The sequence below is a fragment of the Chitinophaga japonensis genome, assembly GCF_007830125.1.
Taxonomy (GTDB): Bacteria; Bacteroidota; Bacteroidia; order Chitinophagales; family Chitinophagaceae; genus Chitinophaga; species Chitinophaga japonensis.
The window spans coordinates 98248-124741 of sequence record NZ_VLLG01000003.1; the positions used below are offsets into that span (position 1 = coordinate 98248).

29 protein-coding genes are annotated in these 26494 nt (G+C 43.4%); 28 read left to right on the forward strand and 1 reads right to left on the reverse strand.

What is annotated here, in order from left to right; genetic code table 11:
• Position 1: 1 nt before the first annotated feature.
• Positions 2-520 carry a hypothetical protein gene (locus LX66_RS09395; RefSeq protein ID WP_145712304.1) on the forward strand — a complete coding sequence of 173 codons (519 nt, stop codon included), beginning with the start codon at positions 2-4 and terminating at the stop codon, positions 518-520.
• 31 nt (positions 521-551) lie between these two features.
• On the opposite strand, the gene LX66_RS09400 is transcribed toward LX66_RS09395, so the two are convergent.
• Positions 552-1088, reverse strand: coding sequence for a hypothetical protein (locus LX66_RS09400; protein WP_145712306.1), 537 nt, complete (start codon positions 1086-1088; stop codon positions 552-554).
• A gap of 544 nt (positions 1089-1632) precedes the next feature.
• Between LX66_RS09400 and LX66_RS09405 the strand changes: the two genes are divergently transcribed.
• The 27 genes from LX66_RS09405 to LX66_RS09540 all read left to right on the forward strand — a co-directional run bounded on the left by LX66_RS09405 (position 1633) and on the right by LX66_RS09540 (position 26380).
• Positions 1633-2058, forward strand: a complete 426-nt coding sequence (locus tag LX66_RS09405; protein ID WP_145712308.1) for a GNAT family N-acetyltransferase — start codon at positions 1633-1635, stop codon at positions 2056-2058.
• A 238-nt stretch (positions 2059-2296) separates the two neighbouring features.
• On the forward strand, positions 2297-2521 hold the full coding sequence (locus LX66_RS09410) for a hypothetical protein (protein WP_145712310.1): 225 nt from the start codon (positions 2297-2299) through the stop codon (positions 2519-2521).
• A gap of 207 nt (positions 2522-2728) precedes the next feature.
• On the forward strand, positions 2729-3895 hold the full coding sequence (locus LX66_RS09415; protein ID WP_145712311.1) for a hypothetical protein: 1167 nt from the start codon (positions 2729-2731) through the stop codon (positions 3893-3895).
• A gap of 228 nt (positions 3896-4123) precedes the next feature.
• The gene (locus tag LX66_RS09420) at positions 4124-5329 is read left to right on the forward strand and encodes a hypothetical protein (RefSeq protein ID WP_145712313.1); all 1206 of its coding nucleotides are present in this window, start codon (positions 4124-4126) and stop codon (positions 5327-5329) included.
• Between the two features lie 167 nt (positions 5330-5496).
• Positions 5497-6015 (forward strand): hypothetical protein, encoded by a 519-nt coding sequence (locus tag LX66_RS09425; protein WP_145712315.1) that lies wholly within the window; start codon positions 5497-5499, stop codon positions 6013-6015.
• A 256-nt stretch (positions 6016-6271) separates the two neighbouring features.
• Complete coding sequence (locus LX66_RS09430) at positions 6272-6583, forward strand: DUF4134 domain-containing protein (RefSeq protein WP_211366141.1); 312 nt, start codon at positions 6272-6274, stop codon at positions 6581-6583.
• A gap of 12 nt (positions 6584-6595) precedes the next feature.
• A complete protein-coding gene (locus tag LX66_RS09435) occupies positions 6596-7048 on the forward strand; it encodes a hypothetical protein (protein ID WP_145712320.1) in 453 nt (150 codons plus the stop codon).
• Between the two features lie 198 nt (positions 7049-7246).
• A complete protein-coding gene (locus LX66_RS09440) occupies positions 7247-7570 on the forward strand; it encodes a DUF4133 domain-containing protein (RefSeq protein WP_145712322.1) in 324 nt (107 codons plus the stop codon).
• A 93-nt stretch (positions 7571-7663) separates the two neighbouring features.
• Entirely contained in the window at positions 7664-10105 is a 2442-nt protein-coding gene (locus tag LX66_RS09445) for a TraG family conjugative transposon ATPase (protein WP_145712324.1), read from the forward strand.
• Positions 10106-10127: 22 nt separating this feature from the next.
• A complete protein-coding gene (locus LX66_RS09450) occupies positions 10128-10904 on the forward strand; it encodes a hypothetical protein (protein WP_145712326.1) in 777 nt (258 codons plus the stop codon).
• A gap of 17 nt (positions 10905-10921) precedes the next feature.
• Positions 10922-11599, forward strand: coding sequence for a conjugal transfer protein TraI (locus LX66_RS09455; protein WP_145712328.1), 678 nt, complete (start codon positions 10922-10924; stop codon positions 11597-11599).
• Positions 11600-11610: 11 nt separating this feature from the next.
• Positions 11611-12051, forward strand: a complete 441-nt coding sequence (locus LX66_RS09460) for an adaptor complexes medium subunit family protein (RefSeq protein WP_145712330.1) — start codon at positions 11611-11613, stop codon at positions 12049-12051.
• 6 nt (positions 12052-12057) lie between these two features.
• Complete coding sequence (locus tag LX66_RS09465; RefSeq protein ID WP_145712332.1) at positions 12058-12714, forward strand: hypothetical protein; 657 nt, start codon at positions 12058-12060, stop codon at positions 12712-12714.
• 40 nt (positions 12715-12754) lie between these two features.
• Positions 12755-13390, forward strand: coding sequence for a TerB family tellurite resistance protein (locus LX66_RS09470; protein ID WP_211366145.1), 636 nt, complete (start codon positions 12755-12757; stop codon positions 13388-13390).
• Between the two features lie 28 nt (positions 13391-13418).
• The gene (traJ, locus tag LX66_RS09475) at positions 13419-14681 is read left to right on the forward strand and encodes a conjugative transposon protein TraJ (RefSeq protein WP_145712334.1); all 1263 of its coding nucleotides are present in this window, start codon (positions 13419-13421) and stop codon (positions 14679-14681) included.
• 53 nt (positions 14682-14734) lie between these two features.
• Positions 14735-15340 carry a conjugative transposon protein TraK gene (gene traK, locus LX66_RS09480; RefSeq protein WP_244620354.1) on the forward strand — a complete coding sequence of 202 codons (606 nt, stop codon included), beginning with the start codon at positions 14735-14737 and terminating at the stop codon, positions 15338-15340.
• A 3-nt stretch (positions 15341-15343) separates the two neighbouring features.
• Positions 15344-15823, forward strand: coding sequence for a hypothetical protein (locus LX66_RS09485; protein WP_145712339.1), 480 nt, complete (start codon positions 15344-15346; stop codon positions 15821-15823).
• A 32-nt stretch (positions 15824-15855) separates the two neighbouring features.
• Entirely contained in the window at positions 15856-17106 is a 1251-nt protein-coding gene (gene traM, locus LX66_RS09490) for a conjugative transposon protein TraM (protein ID WP_145712341.1), read from the forward strand.
• Positions 17107-17130: 24 nt separating this feature from the next.
• On the forward strand, positions 17131-17970 hold the full coding sequence (gene traN, locus LX66_RS09495; RefSeq protein WP_145712343.1) for a conjugative transposon protein TraN: 840 nt from the start codon (positions 17131-17133) through the stop codon (positions 17968-17970).
• 126 nt (positions 17971-18096) lie between these two features.
• On the forward strand, positions 18097-18837 hold the full coding sequence (locus tag LX66_RS09500) for a hypothetical protein (protein ID WP_145712344.1): 741 nt from the start codon (positions 18097-18099) through the stop codon (positions 18835-18837).
• A gap of 75 nt (positions 18838-18912) precedes the next feature.
• Entirely contained in the window at positions 18913-19944 is a 1032-nt protein-coding gene (locus LX66_RS09505; protein WP_145712346.1) for a hypothetical protein, read from the forward strand.
• A gap of 1040 nt (positions 19945-20984) precedes the next feature.
• Positions 20985-21323: a hypothetical protein gene (locus LX66_RS09515; RefSeq protein WP_145712351.1), complete on the forward strand. Its 339-nt coding sequence runs from the start codon at positions 20985-20987 to the stop codon at positions 21321-21323.
• A 2-nt stretch (positions 21324-21325) separates the two neighbouring features.
• Positions 21326-22246, forward strand: coding sequence for an ATP-grasp domain-containing protein (locus LX66_RS09520; RefSeq protein WP_145712354.1), 921 nt, complete (start codon positions 21326-21328; stop codon positions 22244-22246).
• Entirely contained in the window at positions 22243-23025 is a 783-nt protein-coding gene (locus LX66_RS09525) for a hypothetical protein (RefSeq protein ID WP_145712355.1), read from the forward strand. The genes LX66_RS09520 and LX66_RS09525 overlap by 4 nt, the downstream gene beginning before the upstream one ends.
• A 784-nt stretch (positions 23026-23809) precedes the next feature.
• On the forward strand, positions 23810-24163 hold the full coding sequence (locus LX66_RS09530; protein WP_145712358.1) for a type II toxin-antitoxin system HigB family toxin: 354 nt from the start codon (positions 23810-23812) through the stop codon (positions 24161-24163).
• 8 nt (positions 24164-24171) lie between these two features.
• Positions 24172-24684 (forward strand): helix-turn-helix domain-containing protein, encoded by a 513-nt coding sequence (locus LX66_RS09535; protein ID WP_145712363.1) that lies wholly within the window; start codon positions 24172-24174, stop codon positions 24682-24684.
• Between the two features lie 7 nt (positions 24685-24691).
• Positions 24692-26380 carry a KGGVGR-motif variant AAA ATPase gene (locus tag LX66_RS09540; RefSeq protein WP_145712366.1) on the forward strand — a complete coding sequence of 563 codons (1689 nt, stop codon included), beginning with the start codon at positions 24692-24694 and terminating at the stop codon, positions 26378-26380.
• Positions 26381-26494 lie beyond the last annotated feature (114 nt).

The following is a 26494-nucleotide window of genomic DNA, read 5'->3' on the forward strand; positions in this document are numbered from 1 at the left end:
TATGAAAAGGTTAATCATCCTGATCATGCCGTTATTCCTAAGCAGTCATTACCTGGTGGCGCAGCGGGTGGATACCAGTGGCATGGAATATAAGAGGTTGCATAAAGAAGTCTCAACAAATGTGAGGATAACTATGCGGCTGATAGATTCTGTATGTGAGGCCATATTTACGCTGGTCACTATCCCCGTAAGGGATGGGCAAACCGGGGACAGCTTAACTTTCACGGGGAAGCACCAACCCTATTTACAGGAGAGTTTCCAAAGACTTGTTCCCCGGCTCCGATCGATCGATTGGCGCCAGATATTTCCGGACATCAAGGAAAGGGACTATGACATTTTACTTCCGTATACCTATGGATTTGAAGCGAAGGAATGTTTTGATACCCTTTCCACCAGAGCGATCAAGCATAAACTTTCCTACGAGTTGCATTTAAGACAGGGAAGTCGAGTCCCATCCTACGTGCTCCCGGCCATGGGAATAACATTTTGGGGCCGTCAGTGGTCGAAGACCGGTAAATAGGACCCACCTTTGATTCCTTCCACGCAAAGGTTTATCTTTCCTGTAGTTGCCAGGAACCATCGTCCATTTGGCTGAAGGTGACCGTTTCGTGTTGTTTCTCCTTAAAATTCCGTTGGGGCACCATTTGAGCAAAAGGTGTAATATCGGAGTATAGTACATCAAAAGTAACCTCGGCCATTTTATTTTCTGTGTCATTACGAACATGTATACTCGTACTGTCAATTGTGGCCGTTGCCAACCGGATTTTAAGTTTATACGGTTCCTGGCCTTCTGCAGGTGGCAGTAGGTATTCCTTCCCCTTTTCCGTCAGCTCGATCAGCGAATGTCCTTTGGGAATCACCGTTCCTACGGGATAAACTTTCAGCAACCCGCTATCCACCAGATCAGAGGCCCGGGCAGTAACAGCCTGGACCGGATCAGCCGTATTGAGCGTGTGCGACGCATTGCGGGGGTAGCCAAGCTCTTTGCCCAGGAGGTCTTTAGCAGAAGATGAATCCAGTCGATCAGGGGAGGAGCAGGAAAACAATAGGAGTAGGTTGAAACAAAAAAACAACGATCTTTTCAACATGGCTTTATATTTTTTGGTTCAATACTACAAAGGTACCAAAAATAAAACGGCTCAAAACCTTTACGGGAAAGGGCTTTAGCCGGATAATGCGCTACCATTCAATTTCATAGATCTTATCGTCATCACTTAGTTCCAGGTGTTCAACGTCAGTTTTCAGACGTAGCGCTTCCAGTTGTAGGAAAGCAAGGTATTGTGTGTTCCTTCGCACCGTGCACCCCCTTTTGCATCATTTCGGTAATTTCCTGAAGGCTATTTTTCTGCCGCTCATTTCAGAAGTGTTCACTTATAAAGCATGTACAGGAAAAGTGTACAAGAAAAAATAATGAACAACATGTAGTTTAACAATTGAAAGAAAATACCTGCTCAGAAACATGCAGGGAAGGAACAGTGAAATACATCAAATTATCGGCAAAAATTCCATAGAAATGCCGAAAAATTGGAGAAGAAAATAAAAAAAATCTTTATTTCGGATTTTGGGACAAGAACCATTTGAAAACTTTCCAGTTATGGGGAGTTTAGTACAAAGAAATTTTAGCAATTAAGAATGGAGAAACACACAGGAAATTACTCAGCTATTTTGCATACCATAAATGCTTATTTACAGGAAACATTCCAATACAAGAAGCCCATGGCCCATTTTGGTTTGACTGAAGATACAATAAGGGCAGACCGGGTAAAATTTGACATCTACCTTCGCCTGTATGATGTCCCAGAGCGTAGGCCGCTACCCACCATGGTCATTGCCCGCATTGGCTTTCGGGAGAAACGGAAGGGCAATGGCACGGCATTTCTACGCTTTATCACGGGTATAGCAGTAAAATATGGATATAAAGTGATCGAGTTTGAATGCTGCAATGACAACTGTAAGGCGTTTGCCGGTAACTTCGGTTTCAAGTTTGACATTCCGGACAGGCCTATGGACTGCAGACAGGAGGTTGATAAGCTTGCGACTTATTTCGGGCTCAATTAGCCGGCACAGAATAGCCTTTGCATAGGTAGACCTATAAAGGTTGCATCAGCTTTATAGCTTCAAATTACTGGCAAAAGGATTCCAAATCTACCGAAAATTTGAAAATAGAAGCCTTCTAAGTCCATGAGAAATAACATATTGTCAGAAAATCCTTAAATTTAAAGAACGAATGAAAAACCCAGCCAAAACAACCAGGGAACCCAAAAAATTTTAACCGACCGAAAAATAAGTTAACTCTATGGAAATCAGTATAGTTGAAGGTCAATATCTCAGGCGTTTGGCAGTCCGGTATCGGCTGAACTATTTGTCGGTGGAAGAGCAAAAAGTCCTTTCCGAGTGGTTAATGGCTGATCCAGCCAACCAGGGCTGTTTCGAGCGGTACCTGCAGAAGGAAGAAGAAAAGCAGTGGGCTTGTGTACCGGAAGCCTTAATAAAATGCCTGGCATCCAAAGATTCTTTTTAAAGCGGAGGAATTGTCCGTAGGGCAGTTACATCGGACTGAGCGCGGTCAATAAAGCTGGTGTTGGTAAACACAGGGAAACCTATAGGTGCCGACAAATAAATGTCCTGTTAATTCCCTTTCTATTAAAATTCATGTCACGATCCAACCCATTAGGGATAAACTAGATATGATAGTACATCATCCCGGATAACCATTAAAACGTGAAAAATGAAAAGGAGTTACGTTTACCACTGGTTTGATAGTCTGATTTATGAGCAAACAGATAGGCAGCTAATACCCGCTGAAATTGAGGGCTTAAGTGTTCAGCTCAGAGAGGAGAAACGGCGAATCCAGCAGGAAATCAGGGACCAGGTCTTTCAACTGAAAGAAGAAACCCATAGCCGGCATCTGATCAATATGCATTATAATTTATTGGTGCCTGTGCTGGATCGGGTGTCTGATATGAGACTTCAAAACAATGGTCATTCGAAGGCTAATGGGGGAGGTCTTCAATTGGTGGAATCTGCGCTCACAGACATCTTGGTGTTTCTGGAAAATGAATTTCCCAATTACCTGGTAAAAGAAATTCAGGTACCGCTCATACGCTTAATCCCGGTTCGTCAGGAGGTTTCCGGCAAGATGGGCGCATTAATAAAAAAGCTGGATAATGCGGGCATTAATAAGGAGCCGGCCAGGATCATCAAAGAATTTCTGGAAGGTTTCCTTGCGCGGATTGATGCCAGGAATTCTATTACCTTACATGAGCTGGAATATACACTAGCTATAGTTGAAGATATTGAGCGGATGAACACCAAGATGAGCAGCAACGATTGTGAGCAGCTACATGAGCTCTTAATATACTGGAACCTGAACACGCAGGCAACAGTTGATTACTTCCTTGCCGGAAAGGATCAGTTTCTGGCAGGTTGTGAAACGGTCGAGCAGAAGCTGGAGTTCTACCGCTATGAACTGATGAAGCTCAAGCAAATTCCGGAAAAACCTGGATTTGTTTACGACCGGAAATATCCAAGTTTGAAATCTTATTTTACAAAATATATCCTGCAGGAGATACAGTATCTGGAGAAGAAAGAAGTGGAGTTCGCTCCGATCAAGACAGCGAAGAAAGGGTATGAACCGTTGAAGCAAAAGGTGCATGTAGCAGTGTCCGCTGATCAGATAGCTTTACTCCTCCGTGCAGCTGATGATGTACGATTATTATTGTCCAAGTCCATGCGCGCTATATTCCATGCGGTGGTTCCCTACCTTTCTACACCAAGTAAGCATGACCTCTCACCCGATAACACCCGCTCCAAAGCCTATGCGGCAGAGGTCAATGACAAGAAAATAGTGATTGATTTTCTCCAGGCCATGATCGAGCGAATTCAAGCGTATTAGCCGTTAGAATAGATTGTAATTAAATTGTTACGTATAGGATGTTCCCTATACCAGCTATAGTAGGTAGATTTAACTTACTGTTGCACAGAGTGTTTACAGTGTATCCTGTTAAATAGCTGAATTTAGAAGGCATGTGGATGCATGGAGGGAATACACTTGTTTAACTAGCCCGGTCCCTATACGCCTTATTGGAGCACCATGAGGTTGTACATGCAAACAGTGTGCGTAATGTTGGAGGAGCAGATGAAGTATGTATTTAAAGGTTTGGATGAACTGATCACCCAAGAGCTGAAACCAGAAAGTGTTAAAGCGACGGTTGTAAATCCACAGTATGAAGAAGCAGTAAGGGATCGCGTATTAACGGAAAAGGACCGGATACTTTACGAAATTAAGGATCAGGTATTTACCCTGAGAACAGAGGAGGAAAGCCAGCTTCTGATCAGGAAGTATCACAGCGCGCTTGTCGTGCTTATCGGGAAGAACCATGAATACCGGCACCGGCATCGCTACCAGACAAAAGAAGATCGTATTGATAACCTCCGCAGTTTTCTAAGCCAACAACTCCAGGAGATCTTACATTATTTTGAGAATGAATTTTCATTATTCCTTACACGGGAGAAATGGGTTCCTATTACTATGCTTGAAACAATACGGGATGATCTTTTAGCGAATATGGATGGGCTGATGAAGAGGTTGGAGGGTGAAGCTTATGGTATTCCGGCCCCCGTATATGTAGTACGGGAGTATTTGCAGAGTTACATTGAACGTATAAATAACCGGGTCCCCATCACCGAGCATGAGGTTCATTACATCCAGGGCATTGTCAATGACATCCAACAGATTGGCTCCGATCGGGGTATTTCCGATTGCCCCATCCTGAATGAACTGCTGATCTATTGGAATTTAAACACAAAAACTGCAATAGATTATTTCATCAATACCTTGGATCAACTCATCGCTGGCTATAAAACCGAAGCAGAGCAGCTGGAATTCCTGAAGCTGGAACGTAAGATATTGCAACAGATTCCGGATAAGCCCGGCTCGGTTTATAATCCGGACTATCCCAGCATCAGAACCTATTTCAGTAACTACGTTGAGAATGAGATCACCTACAGAGAAAACAAAGCGGTCGTCTTTGCTCCATTGGCTGATAAAAAGGAGGCGCCGGGAACTGAAGGGAAGTTCAAGGTGTTGGTTTCCCTTTCTACCGACCAGATAGCCCTGCTGCTTCGGGCAGCAGATGAACTCCGTATCCTCATGGCCCGTTCCCTCCGCAGCGTATTCCGGGCGATCATTCCATATATCTCCACTCCGAAGAAGGAGGACCCTAAATGGGACAATATGCGTTCCAAAGCCTATTCTGCCGAAGAGCGGGATAAGGAGGTAGTAATCCGTCTTTTGGAAAGAATGATCGAGAAGATCCGTAGCTATTAAAATCCCAGTCTTTAAGTTTTTTAAGTTATTGAAAGATAGCCCTTTGTTGTGAGGAACAACAAAGGGACAACTTTTTTGTGCCCCAACTTGTCCTTTACCCGCCTTTGGAATTGCCCTTCCTTTGTATTGTGAAAGGCAGCGGATTAATACAAACAATACAGTAGCCAATGGAAACAACACTATTAATGATTCTGGAAAATTTCTCCTGGACTGAATACTTTATTTCGCTTGCTGTGGTAGGAGCTATCTATTATTTATTGATAGCGCTCATTTATTACCGTGCAGAAATGAAGGCCGTGCTAAATCCAAAGAGCAGGAGGATTCCTATGCAGCCAATGGCAGTTTCACCGGATGAAAGAGAAGAAACAGACCCGGTGGTCGATCTGTCCAACGTGAAGGGGCAAGATGAAGAACATGTAGATGTCGAATCGACGGACAACAGTTTCTGGAAAGTTGAAGCCTTGATAAAGGAGCTAAAGGCAGTTATTGGAACTGCCGCTGAAAAGCGTACCGGGAAGGAAAAGTTATTACCTGTTCTCAAGGGTTTGCTTGGAAGGTACCAGGAGTTAAATAACCTGGCTTTTCGGGAGCCGGTAAATGAATTTATAAGCACGACATGCAGGGAACTCGGCGCCGTACCATTGACGGAGGATGAAGTAGATGAGTTGTGGGGAAATAGCGGTTGACGGTTGCCAGTGGTCCGCTCCCCGTCCAAAGTGGGCGGGGAGATTGGGACCTCCTTAAGCAGGAATAATCCAACAATAAATAGTAGGGAAGGAAATGACCCCCATCACCATGCCGTGCTGTAGAGCAAAGTGGAACGATTGAGAGAACATGCGATGATGGTGGCTAGGCTATCTATGCCCTTCTCTTTGGGGAAGGGTAGCTGATGGCCCAATAAGCAAGGACTTTTAAAAGTGGGAAGAGGAAATGAGGAGATGGATGAAAAAGAACGGGTACAGGGTTGCTGTACCCACCTTGCTTCTACTGCTGATGGCAGTGGTAGCTTTCGGACAGGATGGAGCGGCCGGAATCCGCGAGGCAAACACCAAAGTGCGCGGATACTTTGCCGACGGTACTAACCTAATGTATGCGGTAGGTGCTATCCTCGGATTGATCGGCGCTATCAAGGTTTACCAAAAATGGAACAGCGGAGACCCGGATACAAGCAAGGTTGCAGCCGCGTGGTTTGGTTCCTGCGTGTTTTTAGTGGTAGTCGCGACTGTTATAAAAAGTTTCTTCGGTATTACCTAATCAATAATAGATATGAAAAGACAACTCATCGAAAAGTACTGGGATTATATTGTACATAACAACCCAGAAGTAATGTTCAACCTACAGGAAAGTTATTCAACCAGTAGCTATCTCAATGAAAAGGTTGAATCAGTGATGCCCATGGTGCATGAACTGGAGTTGCAGGGTATACAGACAGGTATCATTGAAGAAATGTGCCTGAAGGAGCTTACCAGGGAATTACGTCCTTCCAAGTACCTGTATCTAAAAGGCATATTGGAAGAGGATTTCGAACGTTACGCCGATGGGCTCAGGGAAAGCGGACTGATGACCTATGAACTTTTGAATATCATGGAGGCATGTGAGCCCATTTTCGAAGAGATGGGATTCTGTGAAGAAAACGAGGATGATCGAAAGATTCGGTATGCCATTATGGGTTGCGTTGATGAATACCTGGAAGAAAGTAAACTAAGTATGCTGAAATAGGAAAAAGCCGGCCGTAGGCGATAGTAAGGGGAAAGAGAGGGATGATTGCCTACGTGCCGGTTCTGTACCTGAGGGAGAAAGTGCAGAAGGAGATAGGTTACTGAACCTGTGTTGGCTAACGTGCAGGTAAAAGTTTTGCAAGCCTATTCGGGTTTCGGCCAACTGAAAGAAAGTGGGTGAGTTTATAAAGTCAGTACAATGGCCTGTATATATAAGATTAACAAAGGAGTAAACAAACCAGTTGAGTTCCGGGGGTTAAAGGCCCAGTACATCTGGTATCTCGGAGGAGGAATTTTTGTACTACTCATACTATATGGGGCTCTTTACATATTGGGCGTAAACCAGTATGTCGGACTTATGATCATTGCAATCCTGGGTATGGGGCTGGTCATGCAAGTGTATAAATTGAGTAACAAATACGGTGAGTATGGTATGATGAAAGCGCTTTCCAGAAAAGCCTTGCCCCAAGTGGTCCGATGTAAAAGCCGAAAGGTGTTTATAAAGAAGGCAGGAAAAGGATAGCGAATAGTTTGGGGGATATATGGTATTGGCCCAACTGAAGTGGAACGGAGCAAATGCCAAACAAAGTGTGGTTTAAAATAGGCGAGAATGGTTATGGAGAGGAGTTTAGAGGACATATTGCCAATATTTGGCGTTGAGCAGGATTGCATACTCAGCAAGCAGGGGGACGTTACTATTGCCTACAGGGTGGAACTGCCGGAGATTTTTACGCTCAGTACAGAAGATTACGATAACCTGCATTTTGCCTGGATCAAAGCCATTAAGGCGCTCCCCAATTATACTGTCTTGCACAAGCAAGATTGGTATCTGGAAGACTCCTATCAGGCGCCGGAGACTCAGAGTGCCAAAAGTTATTTAAGTCGTAAAAGTGACGAATATTTCCTGGGTAGAAAGTTCCTGAACCATCAGTGCTATTTATACCTGACAAAAAAGCCGGCGGGTCGGAAGCCAGGTTGCAGTATGTTTTCCAATTTGATCCGCCGGAGTATTATTCCGGATTCCATCCTCGATGAACAGTTTTTATCCGATTTCAGCGATGCCTGCGGAAAATTCAAGCAGATTCTGGAGGCCAGTGGCTTATTGCGGTTGACGCGCCTAGGGGAGGATGATCTGCTTAGCCAGCGGCGTAAAGTGGGAATCATTGAGAAATACCTTACACTGGCAGAAAAAGAAAACCAGTTCCTGATGCAGGATTTAAGTACCAGTGAGGGGCTGAAGGTCGGTAGCAGGCAGTGTGTTCTGTATACCCTTGGTGACGCGATTGATCTGCCACATTTATGCGGCAGTAGGCTGACTTATGATAAATACAGCACGGATAGCACCCGGTTTTCCATTGGCTTTACCAGCCCGGTCGGGTTACTTTTGAACTGCAACCATCTATATAACCAATTCATATTTATCGAGGATGGGCAGCAGACAATCCAGAAAATGGAAAAAAAGCGGCTTAGGCTGCAGTCCCTATCTGCCTATTCCAGGGAGAACCTCATTGCGCGTGATGCGACCAACGAATACCTTAATGAAGCCATTTCCGAGCAGCGCTTACCGGTGAAGGCTCACTTTAACATTATGCTCTGGTCTGATGATGAAAAGGAAATCAAAGAGCTGAAGAACAAAGCCAGTGCAGCTATCTCACAGATGGATGCAGCCGCCAAAGAGGAAACGGTGGGTGCCCCGCAGATATTTTGGGCAGGAATGCCGGGGAATGCTGCAGATTTTCCCCTGAATGATTCCTTTGATACGTTTTTGGAACAGGCTTGCTGCTTCCTAAGCTCGGAAACTAATTATAGGAGTACGACCCCTGATAAAGGGGTGCGGTTCTGTGACCGGTTGAGTAATAAACCTGTATTTCTCGACCTGCTGGATGAGCCACGTAGGCGAGGGATAACCACAAATATGGGCCTGCTCTGCTGCGGCAGTAGCGGAGCAGGGAAGAGCCTTACCATGAATCACATCCTGCGAAGCCTATACGATCAGGGTACACATTGCCTGATTGTTGACATAGGAGGATCATATCGGGGACTTTGTGACCTGGTAGGTGGAACTTATTATACCTATGAGGAAACCGCTCCGATCAGTTTTAATCCATTCTACCTGCCACCGGGAATCAGTCTGGATACGGAAAAGATAGAAAGTCTGAAGTCGTTGTTGATCGCATTATGGAAGCAGGAAGATGAGCGCACCAGCCGGGCGGAGTATGTAGCCATTTCCAACGCATTGAGCGGATATTATAAAAAGCTGGAAAAAGAGGGCTTATTCCCCTGTTTCAATACCTTTTATGAATATCTGGAAGGGGACTATAAAGAAGAACTGCGCACCCACCAGGTGCGGGAAAAGGATTTCGATCTGGGTAATTTTCTGTATGTGCTGAGGCCATTTTATGCGGGGAATGAATTCGGTTATCTGCTGAATGCCCGTGAAAAACTGGACCTGATCAACCAGCCTTTCATTGTGTTTGAACTCGACAAAATACGCGATCACGCTATACTATTTGCGGTTACGACCTTATTGATCATCGAATTATTTGTCTCCAAGATGCGGAAACTGCGCGGGCAGCGGAAAGCGCTGATCATTGATGAGGCCTGGAAGGCGATCAGCCGTTCCGGTATGGCGGAGTTTTTAAGATACGCATTCAAAACAATCAGGAAATATAACGGCGTTCCGGGTGTGATCACGCAGGAACTTGATGATGTGATATCCTCGGAAATCATAAAGGATGCAATCATAAACAATGCAGATATAAAGATACTGCTATCGATGTCGAAGTTTGTGAACAAGTTCGATAAACTGCAAAGCGCGTTAGGGCTTTCTGAGAAGGCGAAAACTATGCTGCTTTCGGTAAATAAAGATGATCGGGAGATCTTTATAGACCTAGGCGGACAGGATATGAAAGTATACAGGAATGAACTTTCACCGCATGAGTATTATGCCTACACCAGTGATGGAGAGGAACGGGTAAAAGTACTGGACTATGCGGAGAGGCATGGAAGTATGGAGGCCGCTATTGAGGCCCTTGTTAATGAAAGGATGCGGGCATGAGTTGCCCTAGATGTGGAAAGTGATGAATACAGAAGATGGGGAGTATACCAAGCCTGAATTACAAATCGGCGATAAAACGGTGGTAATAGATTCATTGAATGGTGTTTTCTATAACAAGGAGTATCCTTTGAATGGAATTGGTATCAATGAGTTTTCTCGCACCGATGAAGGCTATACGGTTTATATTGATAAGTTCTGGGGAACATTAAGCTATGATATGGATACCGAAGATAATATAGAACTCCGTATTCCTCATCTGGTTCATGCTGATCCCATGGGTATTTCAAAATTATATGGAATTTCCCCCACAGACCTTCCGGAGAGGGATGACCAGTTGAATCCATATAACCAAGCTTATGAAAGGCGAACTATCCAAGGGGAGTTGCCAACAACGGTCATAATTGACAGGGAGTATTATATAGATGTACGACTTTATGAACTAAGGAATGTTAAGAACTTCCATGACCGCCTGAATTTGAACGATACTATGGAAATCGACGACGGCCGGTTTATTGGTTTCCTGAATCTGAAAACCAGAAAATTTGAATGGCCTGATGTTGACCAGCAATGTCCTGCCGGATGTGCAGTTATCGTGCTCCCGAATGAAACGCGGCTCGATCCAGTTGGATGGGCGAGGCGGCGTGGCTCAAATGACGATGAATATCTCTGGATTTCACCGGTTCAATATAATCAACGAACGGAGGCTTTTCAGTTTAAGAATGGAAAGTTTGAGAAATTAAATTTCAGTCCTGAAGGTCATAGGCGGCAAAGAAGAAAGCATAAAGGGTTTGGGATGTAATAAGAAAATTCGTGTCTATGAAACGTTATTTGGTGGGATTGATGTTGTGTGCTGCCATGGTAGCGGTACCTATCCGGGAAGCTAATGCTTTAGGGATATTAGAGATTATCAAAGCGGCAGTGACCAAAGTGATAAAAGCGGTCGATCTGCAGATCCAGCGGCAGCAGAATAAGGTTATTTGGTTGCAAAATGCGCAAAAAACTCTGGAAAATGCGATGTCCAAATTGAAGCTGCAGGAGATAAGTGATTGGTCTGAAAAGCAACGGGAGCAGTATGCGCGCTATTTTGAGGAATTACGAAAGGTGAAATTGCTGATTACCTATTATTCAAGAATTAAGGATATCACAGAAACGCAAACCAGACTTGTTCAGGAGTATAGGTGGGCATGGAGCATGCTGCAGCAGGACAGCCGCTTTACGACTGAAGAAATTGAATACATGGCTCAGGTCTACACTGGGATATTGAATGAGACCGTGAATAATGTCGATCAGCTTATTGTTATTGTTAATTCCTTTCAGACACAAATGAGTGATGGCAAGCGGCTTGAGCTGATCAATACTGTAGGTGACAGGGTAGATACCAACCTGAATGATCTTCGGTTATTCAATCAGGAAAATGCTCTATTGTCCCTTCAAAGGGCCAGATCAAAGCATGAGCAGGAAGCGGTGAAACAAATGTACGGAATTGACGAATAGATAAATTGGCTATGGAGAATTCGTTAACAGGACTGCTGGAGGATATTGATTGCCTCAATAGGAGGTTTTTGGAAAAGGGGTATAAGGGATATTTCATGACCAATTCGGGGCATGCAGCCAGGACACCGAAGGATAGTGTTATGAACTGTATCTATGCGATGTGTTTTGGGAGGGAGCGCACCATGCAGGAAGGTTTCTCCATGAGTACCTATCTAAAATGGGAGGGAGAAGATAAGCCGCGAGTATTGGCAGAATTCAGTATGAACTACAGGTTCACAAAAGGTTTTCAGATAAAAGAAATGTTGATTTTGCACCAGGATGCCTATGGGCAAACACAGAAGAGCATACGGATGGAAAACACTTCCGTTGACAAGATTCCCGATTGCGCAATAGCGATCCGATCGGTTAGTCCAGAGGAGGAAAAGAAAGTTAAGAGAGGGTTGAATTATTAGCGGCGTATGAGAATAAGAAGGAGTATAGTGGTTTTAGTATTGTTTTTTATTGGACACATAGCTAAGGGTCAAACATTTTCTGAGTGGTTCAGGCAAAAGAAAACACAAAAAAAATACCTTGCCCAACAGATTACCGCCCTTAGGGTTTACAAGGGTTATGTAAAAAAGGGCTGGGATATTGCCCAGAAGGGATTATCTGTGGCGAGACAGTTTAAAGGTGGTGAATTTAACCTGCATGAACTATTCTTCCATTCATTAAAAGAAATCAATCCAATTGTTAAGCGTTATCCCAAAGTGGGGGAAATCATTGCGATGCAGGTAAATATTATGAAACTACATCAGCAGAATAAGCTGACATTGCAAAATCAGGGAATGTTAACCGAAGAAGAGCTGGAAGAAGTGGACAAAGCCTATCAAAGGCTTATGAAAGATTGTTTATACCTAGTGAATGATCTGATGGCCGTTACTTCCAGTGGTAAAATGGAGTTGACCGACGACGAACGGATCAATATGATCGACCTGCTGCATGCGGAGTGCCTGGATCAATACCATTTTGCAAAGGCGTATGGAAATGAGGCCCTGTTATTTTCCTTGAATCGTTTCCGGGAAAAGGAGGAGCAGGCTGAAGTTGAATGGATCTATGGTATTGATAAGTTGCGATAAGGCGTTTTAGAAATCATTGTGGAGAGAATAAAGGAGGTGGATGATGATAAGGAAGATGATGCTCATACTCTTTATAGTAACGGCAGGATGGATCAAAAGTTGGGGACAGGCGCACGAGATTGCTGTGCTGTTGCTTAATGTGGAGAAGCTGAGCCAGTTTAAGCAGATACTGGATGATCTGAAGACGAGTTATCGGGTGCTGAGTAATGGATATGGGGCGATCAAGGATATTTCAGAAGGGAATTTTAAACTTCACAAACTTTTTCTTGATGGGCTGATGGAGGTAAGTCCAGCAGTTAGAAAGTACAGGAAGATACCACTGACGATTGACTATCAGATACAGCTGATTAAAGAGTATAGAAATGCCTACAAGCAATTCAGAAGCAGTGGGCAGTTTAATCCAGGTGAACTCGTGTATCTGGGACAAGTATATGATAACCTTTTTAAGCTTTCCCTCCGTAATCTGGACGAGCTTATCCTGGTTACCACCAACGGAGACTTACGGATGAGCGATGATGAGCGTATCCAAGCAATCGATCGTATCTGTACCGATATGGAGGATAAACTATTGTTTTTGCGTGATTTCAATCAAAGTACATCCATTTTAAGTTTGCAAAGGGCTAGGGCACAAAGGGAGCTGGATGTGTTGTCCACGATGCATGGAATAGAAGAATAGGCTGCGTATACAAATATTGAGGTTGAGTATGTGGAAGATGGGTAGGAAAGTAAGCTTAGTGTTAATAGGGGTGTTGTTGCCATGCCTGTCCTGGGCACAAACAGTGGGTGATAAAATTCACAGTTTACACGGCGTGCTGGATACGCTGTATGAAGAGATGATCCCTATGTGTGAGGATTTGATTGACGTAGGCCGTTCCATAGGGTGCCTAGGGGCTATGTTCTATATTGCATCGCGGGTATGGCGGCACATCCTGAATGCTGAACCGATTGATTTTTACCCGCTGTTGCGGCCATTTGTCCTCGGGTTCTGCATAACATTTTTCCCCTTGGTTCTAGGTGTCATTAATGGCATTATGAAGCCGACCGTTACCGCTACGGCCGCAATGGTAGAAGATTCGGATAAGGCAATTCAAGTGCTGCTTAAGCAAAAAGAGGAAGCAATCATGAGAACCGATGCCTGGCAGATGTACGTTGGCATAAACGGTGAGGGAAACCGGGAGAAATGGTTGAAATATACCAAGGGAATAGGGGAAGATGATCCCACACCAAGCGAGGGTATGTTTGATGCGTTTGGAAATGATGTGAAATTTGCATTTGCCAAGGCAAGCTATAATTTTCGTAATACGGTGAAAGAGTGGCTTAGTGAAATATTGCAGATTCTCTTCCAGGCAGCATCTCTCTGTATTAATACACTTCGGATATTTCAGCTGATTGTGCTAGGTATCCTTGGTCCCTTGGTGTTTGCTCTGTCTATTTATGACGGGCTGCAGCAGACCTTTACCGCCTGGCTTGCCAAATATCTGAACGTGTACCTCTGGCTGCCAGTTGCCAATATCTTTGGCGCCATCTTAGGCAAGATCCAGGAGAGAATGTTAAAGCTTGATCTTGACCAGATTGGTGATTCGGGCGACACTTTTTTCAGTGCACAGGACACAGGGTACTTGGTGTTTATGTTGATTGGCATCGTGGGTTACTTCACCGTACCGAGTGTTGCAAGCTTTATCGTTAATGCGGCCGGAGGCGGCGGGATGATGCAAAAGGTTACCAGCATAATGTCGAGCACGGGAAGTATGGCCATGGGTGCTGCCACCGGTGGGGCATCCATGGTAGGTTCCAGGGCACTGCGTTCAGCGGATAATATTGCAAATATGGGAACGAATATCCAGGAAGGAATGAGTGGTAAAGAGTCAGGAAGTGGTGTTATGGGCGCTATTGGGCGCGGAATGGGACGTGCCGGGATGATGATGGAGAATAAACTGGATGGTGATAAAGCGTCAGGAAAAGGATAGGTACATTTTCTTGAGCAACAGGATTGAAAAAGGAGGATGGCATGTTTAGGAAGATGAAGAATATCGACACGGCATTCAGGCAGACACGATTAATAGCAATTATTACAGTCATTAGTTCCGTACAGTTATGCTGTTATGCCATTTATAAAAGCTTCTCAGTGGCGATGATGTCGCAGGACCGATTGTACGTGCTGGCGAATGGGAAAGCGTTGGAGGCCTTTGCTTCGGATAGAAGAGACAATATTCCGGTAGAAATCCGTGATCACGTTAAAACATTTCATACGTATTTCTTTACCCTGTCGCCTGATGAACAGGCTATTGAGGAAAATATAAATAAGTCGCTCTATTTAGCGGATGAGTCGGCAAAGAGACAGTATGATAATCTGAAGGAAAGCAATTACTATAGCAATGTAATCAGTGCCAATATCAGCCAGGGAATTGAAGCAGATAGCGTATATGTGAACATTGACACCTATCCATTTTATTTCAGGTATAAAGGCACGCAGACGATTACCAGAACGACCACAGTTGTTAGGAGAAGTCTTGTTTCTGAGGGTTATCTAAGGAATGTTTCCCGGAGCGACCATAACCCGCACGGATTCTTAATTGAGCGTTGGAAGGTTTTGGAGAACAAAGATGTCAGTGTGAAGAATAGATAAGCCATGAGAAGACAGGAAAAAGATAGACAGGATTCTGCGGCTGCGCAGCGGCAGGATAGGATAGCAGGGGTCATCGCAGGACGGATATTGCGCTTCCAACGGGGCTGGGCAAATTGGATGCAACGCAAGTCCGAGCAACTAGGGAGAAAATTAAAAATAGGCGTGCTTGTGCTGTTCATAGCGGGCGCGCTAGGCTGTTCCATCTATATACTGGTGGGTAAGCGGTTGGTACCTATATTTTCCGAAAGGCAACGGGTTTATGTAGTGCCGATGTCCATGCCTCCTCGCAATATCGCAGAAGATCATAAGATACGTCTTTTAGAAGTTTATGCACGCTTGAAAGCCGCACGCATCGATCTGGATAGTTTAAAGCTAAGTGAATCGGGACGGGAGGAATTGCGGGATATGCTCCGGAAAAGACCTGGATGGGAGGATAGCCTTAGGACTGCTGAGAGGCTGATGAAAGAGAAGTTGAAAAATTGAATTGTTGTTGTGACATAAACAGAACTGTGAATATGGAGAAGATGAAGAGTGAGAAGTTCTTAAGGGAGCGTAAATTTATGACGGTCCTGCCGCTACTGATGGTTCCTTTCCTGACCCTCATTTTTTGGAGTATGGGAGGCGGTAAAGGTAAAGGTAAAGGTGTGGCAGTTGTTGAAGTTAATGAACTCAATACCCGTTTACCGGCAGCTTCCAATAAAGTTGAACGAAGTCTTGATAAGTTGGCTTTCTATTCCCGTGCAGAAAAGGATTCACTGGAACACCAGCGAATGGCGTCCCGAGATCCCTATTTGGAGAAAGCACAGGATTCCGGAAGCATAGTGGATGCTCAGCAGGAAGAGCTTGGAACTGTAATTATGGGCGGAGGTAACGCCGATCCAAATGAGCAGAAAGTATATGAAAAATTGAAGGTCCTCAATGAATCCTTGAAATCAGCAGAGGAGCAACCGACGGTGCCGAAGTATTCTGCTTCATCTGATGGCAGTGAGCGGGAAGTTGGATCAAAAGATATTGACCGGCTGGAGGAGATGTTAGTTTCCATGGATGAGGGAGGAGGAGAGGACCCGGAATTAAGACAGTTAAGCGGCATGCTGGATAAGATACTAGATATTCAGCATCCCGATAGAGTAAGGGAAGGTCTGCGTAAGACTTCGTCGGAACGTAAAGGGGAAGTGTTTCCAGTTACAGCAGAAGCGCCTGAACGCCTAATTTCTGTGCTGGATTCAATGGGTTCAGAGCAATCAGGAGGCGAAGGGTTCTTTTCACTGGATAACGGAACGGAGCGGGAAGAAGGGATAAAGGCAATCCGCGCCGTTGTGCATGAAACGCAGACCGTAACAAGTGGGTCCATTGTGAAACTTAGACTGACCGATGACATTTACTGCAACGGAAGGATGATACCCAAAGACCATTTCGTTTTTGGCGTTGCAGAGGTTTCAGGTGAAAGACTGGCCATCAGCATTGAAAGTATCCTTTATGACAATTATTTATTTCCTGTCAACCTGGCGGTCTATGACATGGATGGGCTGAATGGGGTTTACATTCCCGGTGCAATTACCCGGGACGTAGCAAAGGAATCCGTTGATAGGTCCATGCAGAGTCTGGGATTGGCATCCCTTGATCCCTCTATCGGTGCCCAAGCCATGTCTGCCGGTATCGAGACAGCGAAGAATCTGTTAAAGCGAAAGGTAAAAGTGATCAAGGTAACGGTCAAGGCCGGCTATAAAGTAGTTCTGAAGGACATGAACAAGCGAGAAGACGCTTAATGGTAAAACATAAAGACTAGAAGTATGAGAGTGATGATGGTATTCGTGTTGGGTGTGATGCAACTATTTTTTAATCATGATGTGGCAGCGCAGGGAGCACTTAAAATGGGCGGTTCATTGGCTCCTTTGGGATTGAGCATTGCCGCAGACAAAACGACCAATCTCATTTTTCCGTACTCGATTAAGAGTGTGGATCGTGGGAGTAAAGAGATACTGGTGCAAAAAGCAGCCAATGTGGAGAACGTCTTACAGGTAAAGGGCGCCAAACGGGATTTTGACGACAGTAATCTAACAGTTATTACTGCTGATGGAAGTCTTTATTCTTTTCTGTTAACTTATGCGGATCATCCGGGCATACTTAACCTGAAGTTGAATAGGGATGATTCCGCAGATCCGGTTGTAGAATTTAGTGAATATTCTGACAACGAACACCGAATAAATGGGATCGCAGATCGGATCGCAAAAAGGAAAGGGACCATAAAGGGAAAACGTCAGCGAAAGTACGATATAGCACTTGATCTAAACGGCGTGTACATTGACCATGATCTACTATACTTCCAAGTGCAACTGGAGAATGACTCCTATATCAATTATGATATCGAGCAACTACGGTTCTTTGTCAGAGATAGGAAGCAGTCCAAACGTACGGCGTCCCAGGAGTTGGAAATGCGGCCGTTGCTCGTAGTGGGAGATATTGAGAAGGTCAGGGCAAGATCCGAACAGCAGGTCGTCTTTGCATTTCCAAAATTTACTATTCCGGACAAAAAGAAATTGGTCTTGCAGTTACTGGAAAAGCACGGCGGTCGGCACCTTGAAGTTTCTATAAAATACCGGACAATTGCCAAGGCACTTAGGCCGGATTGAGCCATGAACATGTGTGGATTGAATTAAGTGCATTTTCAGCGATGACCGGTCTGTTGCACAATTAGTGAATTCAAAGCCGCCTTTTTATAATATACTAACGTTGGAAAATTTAAAACATAGAGGGAAATGAACATGAAGAATGAACGGTTTATAACCAATCAGATGAGCGACATTGGTTATTCTGCGAAGGAAATAGATGAAGTGCGGGAAGCGATGGCGCATGGTCAACCCGGTATTTCCAAAACCTTTAGTAAGGATACCGAGGAAGGGAGATTAGTAACCCGCCCTGTTTTGACTAAGGGGAGTGAGGGTGATTTCTATTTTTTTAACAAGTACCGTGCTACTTTATTGCAGCCAGGGGTACAGGATGTAAAAGAGGTGATGGTTTATGTAAACAAAAGCCATAATTACACATTGGACGAAGTTTCAAAAATGTTGAAAGGGGGAGCGCTGGAGAAGGAACTGTTGGATAGGAACCAGAAGCCTTACGTTGGCTGGTCTGCTGTAGATTCTAAAGAGGTGGACAAAGATGGCTTTAGCCTGATTAAGAGCCGTCATCCTAACTATGGCTTTGTACTTTCCGAAGCTGCAGAACAATTTGCTATTAAAGATTTTAAAGATGACACAAGGCGTTTGGAGGTATTTGACAGATTGAAGAAGGGCGAGCTCGTCCGGGTGACCGGTGCGGACGATAAAACATACTTTATCGCTCCCAATCCGAAGTTTAAGACGTTGGATATCTATGATGATCAGGCACGTAAGTTAAGTATGGAGCAACGGATGGAATTGCGTGTTGATGGAATGAAAGAAGGTGAGAAACATTCCAATGCAGCCCGTCAGGAGGCAAAAAAGGGAATGGGTGTTTGAGCCAGTTTTTTATCTGCACATTGGAATTTGCCCTGCCATTGGATGGTGGGGTAAATTTTTCTCCCGTAGAAGCGAATGGATTTAGATATGAAAATCAATCGGGTATTGGATGATTACCGGCGCTGGCAAGATGGTGAGCGAATGATAGCTAAAGAGTTGCCACAAGCAGTTAGTAGGGAAGGATTCCTTAAAGCAAAGCTGAGCCACTTGGAGAAGATCAGAAGGAAGTACACCGGAACGGAAAATATTGAGGAGAGAATCGCGCTGATAGCGATCAAGGAAGATGTAAAAAGGCTGGAAGAGCGCCTTTACCCGAACAGGGGGAGATCCTTCCTACTGCGTTTGTTTCGCCCCCTTCTACTGAAGAAGGAATTGAAGAGGGAAGCTTTAGGAGAAAAACAAGCGCAGGAACAATTGCGGGATGAGGTTGCGCGCATCGGCTTTGGACAAGCTAAAGAAAAAATTGACAGATTGATTGCTAAAGGTGTTCCTGCTTTTAAAGTCCCAGTATCATACTATACGGCAGCAGATAGAAAGATGGACTTTCTGCTTCACTTTAAGACGGATGGCGATGGGAAGTATGAGATGACGGGATATGATGCCGCCCTGACGATGGAGGGAAGCGAAACTGTTGTTAGAGGGCAAAGTTTCACCAGAGATGCACCATTTACAGCTTTGCATGTTCAACATCTTCTTGAGGGACGCGCAGTGCAGCTAAACGACCAGGCCTGGCGCCAGCTTGATTTTAATGATCGGGATGCCAGTGGAGACTTCGTAATGAAGGTTTTTCCACCTGATTATGGTTTTGATCTTGAAAAAGAAATAAACAAGCTTGCTGCCGGTATCGATAAGGAAGAGTTGGAGCAGAAGCTTAAGGACGGAGAAGCAGCGATGATTGAGTTGGAAATTAGCGGTAAGAAGGAATGCTTTGAGGTTACTGCTGATCCACAATACGGTCGGTTGCTGATTCAAGGTACTTCCGGGAAAAGGGTTGGTTTGAATGAGCTACTTAATCCCAAAAAAGAACAGGAGGTGAATCTATCGGTAGCCAATTCCCAGAACCTGGCCCATATGAATGTAAGGAAACATGGTTTGACGATAGTTTAGAAGTAGGGTATGGATACAAATGAGAAATTGGCCACATTTTTCAGGGCCATTGAAAATGATCCCCGGATCAGCATTACACATATCGGTGTTTTCTCGGCCATCTTACAGTATTGGCAGAGCCATGAAGGTAGGAATCCGGTCGAGGCATATAGCTACGATATTATGCCGCTAGCGAAAATTTCTTCCTCTAAGACATATCATAGGTGTATTCGTGACCTAAATGCTTACGGATATGTGCGCTACGAGGCTTCCTTTAAACGGAACCAGGCGAGTAAAATATATTTAAACTGAATGGTAATCGCGACAGAAAAAGAGGAGTACATGGAGATTGACAAGATTATATATTCAGTAATTGAAGGGGATTGTTTGAATGTACTATCGGAGTTTCCGGATAATTGTATGGACATGGTGTCATGTGATTTGCCATATGGTATAACGAATAATCTTAGGACGGTAAAATTGATTTATCTAAACTGTGGATAGAATATAAGCGTCTGCTTAAACCCAAAGGTGTAGTCGCATAAAGGGGGCAGGACGATTTGCCGGGCAGCTTATTGAGAGTAATCCATCTGGTTTAAGTATAAAATAGTTTGGATAAAGAGCGTTGCCACTAATTTTTTAAATTCCAATAAGCAACCCTTAAGAGGGTATGAGGATATCTGTATTTTCTACTCTTCACAACCGGTATATAATCTCCAAAGAATAAAGGGCCGGTCCTAACTCTATAAGTTATCCCATATCCCAAAAGCAATACTGTAGGCGGCAACGGATACATCTTTCAAAGATAGAATGATTGGGAGTGAAATTTGCTCTTGCATCAAAGTTGCAAAATGTGGATGCATGCCTACAAAGCCCGATCCGAGGAGCGAGTAAAGAGGGAAATTGCCAAGTTGTCAAATGAGCACCGCGCTCTTTCTAAATGTGCGGAGTTACCATCAACATGGTTATTATTTATTCTGAAATATTTGTTATTTTTAGCTGCTTGTAGTATCCAGTATTTTAATTCAAGAACTTGTTTTGTCCATCAAAACTTATATACTATGAAACCTTTTATATTTCAATTTAAAGAACGACCGAATGGCGAACCTTTAGACTTCTCATCAATTGTTTATGACAAAGAATTAAATCTAAATATTGACAAATTGACGGGAATACCTGTTGTGCTGTCTAGAATGATGGCAACAGAGACTGGAACAAAAACACACGGTGAAAATTCCGATTCTGACAGGGATTTTACGGCAAGCATGGCGACAATGACGGGGACCTTTACAAAGACAGAAGCGTCTGATTCTGACAAAGACAAATCTCTTAGTCAGTACGTGGCGATAACGGAGACTGCAACAAGGACTTATAACGAAGAAAGCGATTCAGATCGATAAAGATGTTGTTAATAATAACCCATAAAAGCGATTTCACTGCCGATTATCTTATTAATAAGCTCAATGCGTCGGGCAAATTATACAAGAGATTTAATTGTGAAGATCTGCTTACCTTTGATTGGAAGTTTCAAATCGGTGATCATTTTAAATATTCGGTCTTAGGGAAAGACGTTTACAGGTCAATTTGGTTTCGTCGTACACAAAGGCCTCGGCTTACCATTGAAAATCATGCTGAGCTCCAATACCTGGAAGGCGAAATTGATGCGTTGATTGAGAATTTATTTGCAACGGTTGATGCCTTCTGGCTGAATGATCCTTTCAGAGTTTTTAAAGCGGAGAATAAGCTTTATCAATTAAAAACCGCTAGAGCATTAGGGTTCGAGGTGCCGTTTACATTGGTTACGAATCATAAGGATGATGTTCGGGCGTTTTATGAAAAGCACAAAGAAATAATCGTAAAGCCTATTTCCAGAACTAGAATTACGGGCGGCTCGGAACCATCGTTCATATATACAAGTAAAGTAACAGAAGATCACGTTAGCCGACTTGATGAAACCGATTTAACGCCCTGCATTTTTCAACAAAATATAAAAAAAGAATATGAACTCCGCGTTACAGTAGTCGGCGACAAAGTTTTTGCTGCAAAGATTGATTCTCAGTCCGATGCGGAAACAATTACCGATTGGCGAAGAAAGCAACTGACTTTCAGTCCATCTTCGTTACCCGAGCCCATAAAGAACCTTTGCATATTGTTGTTGAAAAGTCTGGGTTTAAGCTTTGGCGCCATAGATTTAATAAAAACGGTTGATGGACGATATTTCTTTTTAGAAGTTAATCCTAATGGACAATGGGCATGGTTGGAAGAGGAAACTGGCTTACCAATTTCGGACAGTATAATCGAGGAGTTATATAAGCAAAGATGAATTTCAAAGAAACTTTTGAAAACCTAGGGCTTTATTCAAATGGCCCAACAGATCAGGAATCAAATACCGGTGCAGAGGCCTATCAATTGTCTGAAGGCCTAGAGAAAATCATTGCCCATAGGAATTTTCTGCATCGATTAGATGACCAGGAAAACAGACGAATGGAAATTATAGAAGGCAAGACCAACCTGATCGTTTCCCAAACGGCGATTGTATTCTCTTTACTTGGATTACTGATACCCTTTCTGGTTGATAAGATTGAATCAGTTCCAATAATATTCAAGGTCGTTTTACTAATTACCGTATTGCTCGCATTTTTTTCCTATATGCTATCTTTACGAAACGCAATAAAAAACTTTAAAATAACAGAGTTCAAATACCGGTCTCCCGGAGTTAATAATGTAATCTCTTTCAAGGATAAGCCGGAGGAGCTTTTTGTGGCGGAAGAAGTACGCGACTTGTTGAACTCAGTTGATATTAATAAGGCGATAAATAACCACAAGGGTACTAATCTGCTGCATGCATATAATGCATTCAAGCTAGGGAATTTCTTCATGGGTATATCTGTAACCATTTTAATGATATCATTGCTGTTTTTGAAACAGGAGGACAAATCTATACAAATAAGGAGCCCATTAGAAATAAAAGGACTTGAGGAGCTCAATAAAACTATTAAGAGTATTAGATTGCAACCTGACACAATTATAATGAAGAAAGAAAATAACTTGAAACAGGAGAATGTTATCCGGTCAGTTCAACCTAATCAGGGTGATAGGTAAGAAATTTCTCAGTCTAATAAGGCGGTTATTTGACACCTAATATGTAACGATGTCGATTTAAACTTTATAAATCAATTCCGGTACATCGGTATAAACAAACGTCTTCTCTGTGTGCCGGTGATTTGAATTCCTTCACTACTGTATACGCTTCCATCTCTGAAGCGCTAATCTAATGAGTCGCTATATCAGTGATCCGCTCTTCAAAAAGGTTCCCATCATCCATTCCCAAGGAAGATCATTAGGTAATATTGTCGGCATACGGTTCTTGCTGTTACAGATTTTGTTTCATTATCGTGTCTGCTTCCGTCGTTACCAATGCTACCGTATGCTTTGTTTCACTAGTATCTTTATCCGTTCAATTCCTCCAAATGGTTGCAAGAAAAAATATGCTTTATCTTTCAGACAATGTGATAAGGGGTATTTATTGGCAGATCCGAAAGGTCCTCCCGTAGGCTTGTTGAGCGAATAAATGGGTCGTCACTTACCGAATTCACTTGATAAAACTGTATTAAATTTCGGAATTAAACTTGGACAAATGATATCCCTATAAAGGGCAGTCATATGGTGCGACCTGAGCAACTATTTAATTATCCCCTATTGCCTTATGCTATCGTTATCCTATGCCGCACTTCGAAAAATTATATGTATCTAATAATCAGAATGTTATATTTTATGTTTGTCAGATTTCTTAAAAAATGTGTAAAAACTCTCATTTTGAGAGGAAAATTACTTATATTTGCAACATAGGACATAATCGTAATAATTTGGCAAGCAGCAACTTCACATGGTTCACGTTATCAAAAGAAAGTCTATAAGCGATTATGTCAAACAAAATGCGAATGCTGCCAACGGACTCTGGGCTTGGTTAGCTCTGGTAGAAGCTTCCACTTGGGAAAAACCCCAGGATATTGTGGAAACCTTTGGCGCAAAGGCTGTTGACATTCTTGGCACATGGGAGAAAAAGGTAACGGAAAGAGTTGTGATTGATGTAAAAGGAAACCATTTGCGTGTTATTCTTAAGTACCAATTCCATCCGAAACTCAAGCAATCAAGGATGTATATTAAGTGGATTGGAACCCACGCTGAATACGACAAGCTCTGTGAATTGAATAAGCAATATTCAGTGGAAATGTTTTAATGAACGCTATGAATTTCAAATTGATAAAAACCGAAGAGGATTATAATGAGGCCATCCATATGATGGAGGCCCTTGGTGACCGTGAAGATTTTGAGGATAATCCGGATTTAATCTCGCAATTCGAGCTCATCGCTAAATTGGTCCAATTGTATGAAGAGGAGCATGCTCCGGTGACCCAAGGTCATCCGATCGACATCATCTTGATGAAAATGGAATACATGGACCTGAAACAAAAAGATTTAGTTCCTGTAATAGGGAGCAGTGGCGTTGTTTCTGAAGTACTCAATAAGAAACGTGCCATGTCAAAAAAAATGATCCGTGCCTTTTCTGAAATATTGAAGATCGATCAGGACATTCTCAACACACCATACGAATTGACGAAACCAACGCAGACCGTGGCAAACACTGCATTGCCCAGCAATAAGAAAGCACACAAGCTCTTTCAATTTGCTGATACTTCCCAAACCCTTGCGTTTAAGGAACGGGTCAGAAAAACCGGAATGCTCATGGCTATATGCTAAGCAAAAGATGAAAACAATAACATTTTATTCATATAAAGGGGGCGTCGGCCGATCGCTGGCGCTGGCAAACATTGCAACCAAACTTGCCGAATTCGGGAAGAAAGTTTGTATGCTCGATTTTGACCTTGAAGCACCGGGACTCCATATCAAGTTTGCTGAAGACATAGAGAGAAAAACTATCAAGAAAGGCATTGTTGACTATATCTACGAGTTTTCAAACAAAGGCCGTGTGCCGGAGAACATAATGGACTTTGTCACTGAAATCAAGATATTAAAGAAACCCCACCAAAAGTTATTCCTGATTGCTGCAGGCAATACCTCCAGCCGGGAATATTGGAAAAAGCTCGCAATGCTTAATTGGAATAGGCTCTTCTATGAAAAAGATAGCATTGGGGTCGATTTTTTCTATAACCTGAAGGCACAGATCAAAACACAACTTCAACCCGACTTCCTGTTGATCGATTCACGTACCGGTATTACCGATATTGCAGGTATTACCATGTCCATCTTAGCAGATGAGGTGGTCTTGATGGCTGCAAATAACCGTGAAAATCTCGATGGGATCGGCCAGGTACTTTCTTCCCTGGTGGTTCCAGAGAATTCCTTGGGTAATAGCGTACCGAAAATTAATATTGTGCTGGCCAGAATCCCCTTTTTTTCAGACCCCAAGGATAAGCCACGCGAAACCAATATTAAGAGTGCGGCCATACGGAGCTTGAACAGAGCTCTCGAATTAAAAAAAGTCGATCACTATAAAGTGGACAAGGTATTCGTAATCCATTCCGACCCGGAATTAGAGATGCAGGAGAGTTTTAAAATAAAGCCCAGTGCAGACAAGCTGTTCAGCCCCAATCACGTTCCGGTTACAACCGATTATCTGGACTTATTTGAGTCTTTAACGATCGGCACTATCACTGAGAACGAAGTAGACACTTTTGATCATTTCCGAAAGGCGGCGATCCTCTTTGAAAAAGCCTTGAACACTGTAGACGTTGATAAAAAAATCCAGTTGCTTTCCGAAGCTGTGCAGTTGTATCCTGAATACCACCCTGCTCATTTCTACTTGGGCACGGCCTACTACAATCAGCAACAATACGACAAAGCGCTTGAAAGTTTTGACAATACCACGAGAATAAGTGCCCAACACTACCAACAGATTGCCTATTTTAGGTCAAGTATATTCACTAAACAAGGCAGGTATAAAGATGCGCTGGCGATATTGGATGAAATGCTAAAGAAAGATGTCAATCAATTTATGACCTATTTGATGCTTGGTGCGACGCATTCCGATATGGGGCATCATGACCTAGCCGCCAAAGTCTATGAAAAAGCGGTTGAACTGGAACCCGAACATGCCGAAGCATGGAATGCCCTCGCCCATAGTCTGCGGATGATCACTAAATATCAGGAAGGATTCGATGCGGTCTATAAGTCCTTGGAGTTGGCCCCCCAACTGGCGACAGCAACGAGTACATTGGCCGAGCTTTATGCTGCCACGGGTAATACTAGGGAATTCTTTAAGAATTTTGATTTGGCGCTTTCTTTTGGACTGAAAAACGAACATCTGCAGAAAATGTTGGAAGTTGATCTCTTATACCGGCCATTTTTTAAAAATGAGAAATTCCTTTCCATTCTCGAAAAATATTCCATGATGATTGATTGGGAGAAGATTAATGAAGTGCATCAGCCTGATTAAAGGAAAATGCTCCTCTGCGATAACTAGGTTTCAGACGTTTACATACAGCATGCCAGTTGAAAGGCTACCTTCTCCGTCCGAAATTTCCCAACAGATGCAATATACGGATATTAT